We start from the raw sequence: 6,963 nt of genomic DNA, 5'->3' as shown, positions 1-6,963 counted from the left end.
TGTTGACACACCCCATGGTCGAGCTCGCAGACGTGCACCGCACCTACGGTCCCCCCCCCCCCCCCCCCCCCCCCCCCCCCCCCCCCCCCCCCCCCCCCCCCCCCCCCCCCCCCCCCCCCCCCCCCCCCCCCTGCCGGGACGGCGGAAGGCCGGCCCCGGCTGCCTTTGTTGCCACACGCCCCCGCCCACCCGCATACTGACGCGCGACCAGCCGACCCGTAAGGCCCGAACTCGCTTGCACAGGTGACGTGTTGACACACCCCATGGTCGAGCTCGCAGACGTGCACCGCACCTACGGTCGCGGCCCGACCGCCGTGCACGCGCTGCGCGGTGTCTCCCTCACCGTTCCGCGCGGCGAACTGGTCGCCGTCAGGGGCCGTTCGGGGTCGGGCAAGACGACGCTGCTCAACCTGGTGGGCGGACTGGACGCACCCGACGCGGGGCGGATCGCGGTGGACGGCACCGATCTGGCGACGCTCGGCGAGAGCGACAGCCTGGCACTGCGCCGCGACCGTATCGGTTTCGTCTTCCAGTCCTCCGCCCTGCTGCCCGTCCTCACCGCGGCGGAGAACGTCGGCGTCCCGATGCGGCTGCGCCGACTGCCGGCGGCCGAACGCGAGGAACGGGTCGCGCTGCTGCTCGCCATGGTCGGGCTCGGCGACCACGCCCGGCAGCGCCCCGGAGAGCTGTCGGGAGGCCAACAGCAGCGGGTCGCCCTCGCCCGTGCGCTGGCGAACCGCCCTGCGCTGCTGCTGGCCGACGAGCCCACAGGCCAGCTCGACGCCGAGACCGGACACGCCGTGATGGAACTGCTGCGCGCCGTCGTCCGTGGCGAGGGCGAGGACAGCGAGCCCGTCACCGCACTGGTGGCCACCCACGACACAACCCTGCTGGACCTCGCCGACCGTGTGGTCGAGCTGGCGGACGGCACCCTGACGGACCACGGGCGGGAGGCCGGAGGCGCCCCGCGGCCGGCTGTGGCCGCCCCTCGCGGCGAGGGGCGGGAACCCACGATCCTTACGGAACCCTGACGCCGTAGCCGACGCTCCGAGGAGGGGAAGACGGCGGCAGCGGTGACAATGGGGGCATGTCGTTGGGAGCCCAGCCGCACCGGGGTCAGCTGCGGGTCTTTCTCGGGGCGGCGCCCGGGGTCGGCAAGACCTACGCCGTGCTGGCCGAGGCGCACCGCCGTATGGAGCGGGGAACCGACGTGGTGGTCGGATTCGTCGAGCACCACGACAGGTCGCGTACCGAGGCGCTGCTGCACGGCCTCGAACAGGTGCCGCGCCACACCGTGACCTACCGTGACACCCAGCTCACCGAGATGGACACGGACGCGGTGCTGGCCCGCCGCCCCGCCGTGGCCGTGGTGGACGAGCTGGCGCACACCAACGTGCCGGGGTCGCGCAACGCGAAACGCTGGCAGGACATCGAGGAGCTGCTGGCCGCGGGCATCGACGTGGTCTCCACCGTCAACATCCAGCACCTGGAGTCCCTCGGTGACGTGGTGGAGTCGATCACGGGGGTGCGGCAGCGCGAGACCGTGCCCGACGAGGTGGTGCGGCGTGCGGACCAGATCGAGCTGGTCGACATGTCGCCGCAGGCCCTGCGGCGGCGCATGGCGCACGGCAACGTCTACGCGCCGGACAAGGTCGACGCCGCGCTCTCCAACTACTTCCGCCCAGGCAACCTGACCGCGCTGCGGGAGCTGGCGCTGCTGTGGACCGCCGACCGGGTCGACGAGTACCTCCAGCAGTACCGCTCCGAGCACCGCATACGCTCCACCTGGCAGGCTCGCGAACGCATCGTCGTCGGCCTCACCGGCGGCCCCGAGGGCCGCACCCTCATCCGGCGCGCGGCCCGCATGGCGGCCAAGGGCTCGGGCAGCGAGATCCTGGCCGTGTACATCTCCCGTGCCGACGGCCTCACCTCCGCCTCGCCCAAGGAACTGGCCGTCCAGCGCTCACTCGTCGAGGACCTGGGTGGCACCTACCACCACGTCATAGGGGACGACATCCCCCCGGCGCTGCTGGAGTTCGCGCGGGGTGTCAACGCCACCCAGATCGTGCTCGGCTCCTCGCGCCGCAAGACCTGGCAGTACGTCTTCGGGCCCGGCGTGGGCGCGACCGTGGCGCGGGACTCGGGCCCGGATCTGGACGTGCACATCGTCACCCACGAGGAGGTCGCCAGGGGCCGGGGGCTGCCGGTGGCGCGGGCGGCACGGCTGGGCAGGGCCCGGGTCGTCGCGGGATGGTTGACCGCGTTCGGCGCCCCCGCGCTGTTGGCTTTCCTCATGCTGGCCTTCGAACCGGACGTCGGCTTCGCCAACGACGTCCTGCTCTTCCTGGTGCTGACGGTGACCGCGGGGATGGTGGGCGGGCTGTTGCCCGCGCTGGTCTCGGCCGCCGTCTGCTCGGCGCTGCTGAACTACTTCTTCACCGATCCGGTCCACACCTGGACCATCAACAGCGGCCGCAACATCGTCTCGCTGGCCGTCTTCTTCGGCGTGGCCGCCGCCGTCGCCTCCGTGGTGGACCTGGCGGCCCGCCGCACCCAGCAGGCCGCCAGGCTGCGCGCCGAGTCGGAGATCCTCTCCGTGCTGGCCGGCAGCGTCCTGCGCGGCGAGGCGCAGCAGGAGCACGGCGGTCCGGGACCGAGTCTGGACGCGCTGCTGGAGCGGGTGCGCGAGACGTTCGCCATGGACTGCGTGGCCCTGCTGGAACGCGCCGACGAACGGGCACCGTGGACGTGCGCGGGCAGTGTCGGCGCCGTCGAGGGCGGCGAGCCGCCGGTCGGCCCCGAGGACGGCGACACGGACATGCCGGTCGGCGACCACATGATGCTCGTGCTCTCAGGCCGCGTGCTGCCGGCGGAGGACCGCAGGGTGCTCGCCGCTTTCGCCGCACAGGCCGTCGGGGTCCTCGACCGGCAGCGGCTCCTGGGCGAGGCCGAACAGGCGCGCGAGCTGGCGGAGGGCAACCGCATCCGCACCGCGCTGCTGGCCGCCGTCAGCCACGACCTGCGCACCCCGCTGGCCGCCATCAAGGCGTCCGTCACCTCGCTGCGCTCCGACGACGTGCAGTGGTCGCAGGAGGACGAGGCGGAACTGCTGGGCGCCATCGAGGAGGGCGCAGACAAGCTGGATAACCTCGTCGGCAACCTGCTGGACATGTCCCGCCTGCACACCGGCACGGTGCGGCCCCTCATCAAGGACATCAGTCTCGAAGAGGTCGTCCCCAAGGCGCTCGGCGGCGTCCCCGAGGGCAGCGTCAGGCTCGCCGTGGCCGAGGCGCTGCCGCTCGTCGCCGTCGACCCGGGCCTGCTGGAGCGGACCGTGGCCAACCTGGTGGAGAACGCGGTCAAGTACAGCCCCGACGGCAAGAAGGTGCTGATCAAGGCGAGTGCACTGGCCGACCGGGTGGAGGTACGGGTCACCGACCGCGGCCCGGGAGTGCCCGACAGCGACAAGGACCGCATCTTCGAGCCGTTCCAGCGCTACGGGGACGCCCCCGGCGGCGCCGGAGTGGGCCTCGGTCTCGCCGTCGCCCGCGGATTCGCCGAGGCGATGGGCGGCAGCCTGGAAGCCGAGGACACCCCGGGCGGAGGGATGACCATGGTGCTCACGCTCCGCGCGGCGCACGGGCGCGGTCCCACGCGCCCCCGCACGCCCGCGCACGGCGCGTTGCCGTACCCACCGCAGCGCCCCGGTGCGCCGCTCCAGCCGCCGCGCTCCGGCACAGCGCCCCACCAGCCGCGCTCCGGGGCACGGCAGCAGCCGCAGCGCTCCGGATTCTGAGCGCCACAACGGAAAACCGAGAGGAAGCAAGCATGCACCGGGTGCTCGTGGTCGACGACGAGCCGCAGATCGTCCGCGCCCTCGTGATCAACCTCAAGGCACGCAAGTACGAGGTGGACGCCGCGCACGACGCCGCGACCGCCCTGCGCCTGGCCGCCGACCGCCACCCCGACGTCGTCATACTCGACCTGGGGCTGCCCGACATGGACGGCGTGGACGTCATCCGCGGCATCCGCGGCTGGACCCGCATACCGATCCTGGTCCTCTCCGCCCGCCAGACCAGCGACGAGAAGGTCGAAGCACTCGACGCGGGCGCCGACGACTACGTCACCAAACCGTTCGGCATGGACGAACTGCTGGCCCGGCTGCGGGCCGCCGTGCGCAGAACCGAGCCGCCCGCCGGGATGCCGGAGGGCTCGGGCGTCATCGAGACCGAGACCTTCACGGTCGACCTGGCCGCGAAAAAGGTGCGGCGCGACGGCGGTGACGTGCGGCTCACCCCCACCGAGTGGCACCTGCTGGAGGCGCTGGTCCGCAACCCGGGCCGGCTGGTGAGCCAGAAGCAGTTGCTGCGGGAGGTCTGGGGGCCCTCCTACGGCACCGAGACCAACTACCTGCGCGTCTACATGGCCCAGCTCCGCCGCAAACTGGAGACCGACCCCGCGCACCCGCGGCACTTCGTGACGGAGGCGGGGATGGGGTACAGGTTCGAGAAATAGCGGGGGTTCCCGGCGGGTACCCTGGCGGTTATGACTGGCGCCACCCGAGAGCAGCGGGGCACGGGAAGCGGGCGCTTCCGACGCTTCCTGGAACGGCTCTCCTCCTCCGAGGAGGATCTGCGCTCCGCCGAGCTGCGTGAGGAAGCCGAGGACACCGGCTGCACGCGGATTGCCGAGTGCGGCGACCGCGACATGGTACGGGTGACCGGTACGCTGCGCACCGTGACTCTGCGTCCGCGCGCCGGGGTGCCCACGCTGGAGGCCGAGCTGTTCGACGGCTCGGCGCCACTGGACGTCGTCTGGCTGGGCCGCCGCTCCATCGCGGGCATCGAGCCGGGCCGCAAGCTGATCGTCTGGGGACGGATCACCACCAGCCATGGCCGCCCCGCGATGTTCAACCCCAAGTACGAGCTGCGACCCCTCGGACAGGAGTAGCGGGTGACCCCTGACGACAAGCAGACGGACGCGGCCCAGCCGGCCGTCGAGCCAGGCGAGACCGACGGCACCGGCATCGGCACCGACGCCGACGCCGACGCCGAGCGGTCGGCCGGCGAAGGCGGCTCGCAGGCCGTGACGGAGGCCGCGCTGTTCGAGGCGTTCGGCGGGGTGCGGGGGCTGATCGAGACGACCGTCCCCGGCCTGGTGTTCATCGCGATGTTCACGGTGAACAAGGACCTCCACACCGCCGCCATCACCGCGCTGGTGATCTCGGGTGTGATGGTCGTCGTCCGGCTGCTGCGCAAGGACACCGTCAAGCACGCGTTCAGCGGCATCTTCGGCGTCGGTTTCGGCGTGCTGTTCGCGATGATGACGGGCAACGCCAAGGACTTCTACCTGCCGGGCATGCTCTACACGCTCGGCCTGGCGCTCGGCTACATCGTCACCTCGCTGGCGGGCGTGCCCCTGCTCGGTCTGGTGCTCGGACCTGTGTTCAAGGAGAACCTCTCCTGGCGCAAGCGCAACCCCGGCCGCAAGAAGGCCTACACCAAGGCCAGCTACGCCTGGGGCTTCATCCTGCTCGGCAAGTCGGCCGTGCTCTTCCCGCTCTACTTCTGGGGTGAGACGACCCAGTTCGGGTGGGTCACGGTCGTGCTGAAGATCCCGCCGTTCCTGCTGGCCGTCTACCTCACGTGGATCTTCCTGGCCAAGGCGCCCCCGCCCATCAACGTCATCGCCGAGATGGAAGCCGAGGAGGAGGCGGCCAAGGCCGAGAAGGCCGCGGCGAAGGCCGCCACCGCCGAGGCCGGCACCTCGGGCCGCCACCGCCGCYGACCCCCCCCGCCCCGCCCCCCGGCGGGGGGGGGCCGAGGACGCCCCCCGGCGGCGGGGGGCGTCCTCGTGTGCGGGGCATCCTCGTGCGGGTGCGGGAAGGGCCTCAGCGCGTGGAGGCGGCGAGGTAGTGGAGCACGGCCTGGACCCGGCGGTGGGTGGCGGTGGTGCGGGGGATGTCGAGCTTGTCGAAGAGCGCGGCGGTGTGCTTTTCCACCGCACGCTGCGAGATCCCCATGCGCGCGGCGATGGCCGCGTTGGTCAGCCCCGCGGCCATGTGCCCGAGCACCTCGTCCTCGCGGGGCGTGAGCGCGTCGCGCCCCGGTCCTGCCCGCAGGAGGCGGGAGATGACGTCGGGGTCCAGGGCGGTGCCGCCCGCGACGACGCGGTGCAGCGCTTCGACGAACTCGTCGACGTCGAGGACCCGGTCCTTGAGCAGGTAGCCGATGCCCGCGGGCCCGTCGGCGAGAAGGCTGTGCGCGTAGCTGGTCTCGATGTACTGGGAGAACAGCAGGATGCCGAGCCCGGGGTGGCGCCCGCGCAGCGCGGCGGCGGCGCGCAGCCCCTCGTCGCGGTGGGTGGGCGGCATCCGGATGTCGGCCACGACGGCGTCGGGCCTGGTCCGCTCGACGGCCGTGAGCAGCGCGTCGGGGTCGCCGACGGCGGCGGTCACCTCCAGACCGCGGTCGGTGAGGAGCCCGACCAGCCCTTCCCGCAGGACGGCGGCGTCCTCGGCGATGACCAGGCGCAGCGGCGGGTCATCTGTCCGTCCGGTCACGTCGTCTCCCCCTGGGGTGCGAGCGGCAGGCGGACCGTCGCTGTGGTGGGTCCGCCGGGCGGGCTGTCGAGGGACAGTGTGCCGTCCACGGTGCGTACCCGCTCGGCGAGGCCGCGCAGCCCCGAGGAGGTGCCGGGCCCTGCGGGGCGCGGAGCGGCGCCGCCGCGTCCGTCGTCCTCGACGACGACGACGAGGACGAGAACGCGTGCCGCCTCGTCCTCCTCGGTGCGGGCGCTGACGGTGACGTGGCCGGCGTCGGCGTGGCGGGCGGCGTTGGCCAGGAGTTCGGCCGCGCAGAAGTAGGCGAGGGTCTCGACTGCTTCGGGCGGGCGCGGGGCGTCCGGCAGCGCGGTGCGCAGGTCGACGCGGAGGGCGGGGGTCTCGATGTCGGAGCTGAGGGA

6 protein-coding genes and 1 pseudogene are annotated in these 6,963 nt (G+C 72.9%); 5 read left to right on the top strand and 2 right to left on the bottom strand.

All coding sequences use genetic code 11. From position 1 onward, the window contains the following. Window positions 1-263: 263 nt before the first annotated feature. From AB8Z75_RS29625 to AB8Z75_RS29605, 5 genes and pseudogenes are all read left to right on the top strand, one after another. Window positions 264-1,031 (top strand): ABC transporter ATP-binding protein, encoded by a 768-nt coding sequence (locus AB8Z75_RS29625; protein WP_369207338.1) that lies wholly within the window; start codon window positions 264-266, stop codon window positions 1,029-1,031. Between the two features lie 56 nt (window positions 1,032-1,087). Beyond that, window positions 1,088-3,796, top strand: coding sequence for an ATP-binding protein (locus AB8Z75_RS29620; RefSeq protein ID WP_369207336.1), 2,709 nt, complete (start codon window positions 1,088-1,090; stop codon window positions 3,794-3,796). A 32-nt stretch (window positions 3,797-3,828) separates the two neighbouring features. Further along, the gene (locus AB8Z75_RS29615; RefSeq protein ID WP_369207334.1) at window positions 3,829-4,515 is read left to right on the top strand and encodes a response regulator; all 687 of its coding nucleotides are present in this window, start codon (window positions 3,829-3,831) and stop codon (window positions 4,513-4,515) included. Between the two features lie 30 nt (window positions 4,516-4,545). Further along, window positions 4,546-4,950, top strand: a complete 405-nt coding sequence (locus AB8Z75_RS29610) for an OB-fold nucleic acid binding domain-containing protein (protein ID WP_369207332.1) — start codon at window positions 4,546-4,548, stop codon at window positions 4,948-4,950. 75 nt (window positions 4,951-5,025) lie between these two features. Next, window positions 5,026-5,745: pseudogene (locus AB8Z75_RS29605) on the top strand (DUF3159 domain-containing protein); the annotation flags it as partial. Window positions 5,746-5,890: 145 nt separating this feature from the next. Here AB8Z75_RS29605 and AB8Z75_RS29600 read toward each other — a convergent pair. After that, window positions 5,891-6,535, bottom strand: a complete 645-nt coding sequence (locus AB8Z75_RS29600; RefSeq protein ID WP_369207340.1) for a response regulator transcription factor — start codon at window positions 6,533-6,535, stop codon at window positions 5,891-5,893. A gap of 23 nt (window positions 6,536-6,558) precedes the next feature. Continuing rightward, on the bottom strand, window positions 6,559-6,963 hold a 405-nt coding region (locus AB8Z75_RS29595), incomplete at its 5' end, for a sensor histidine kinase (RefSeq protein WP_369207330.1).

Source organism: Streptomyces sp. PU-14G (genome assembly GCF_041028275.1).
Lineage (GTDB): Bacteria > Actinomycetota > Actinomycetes > Streptomycetales > Streptomycetaceae > Streptomyces.
This window is presented reverse-complemented; position numbering and strand designations above follow the sequence as displayed.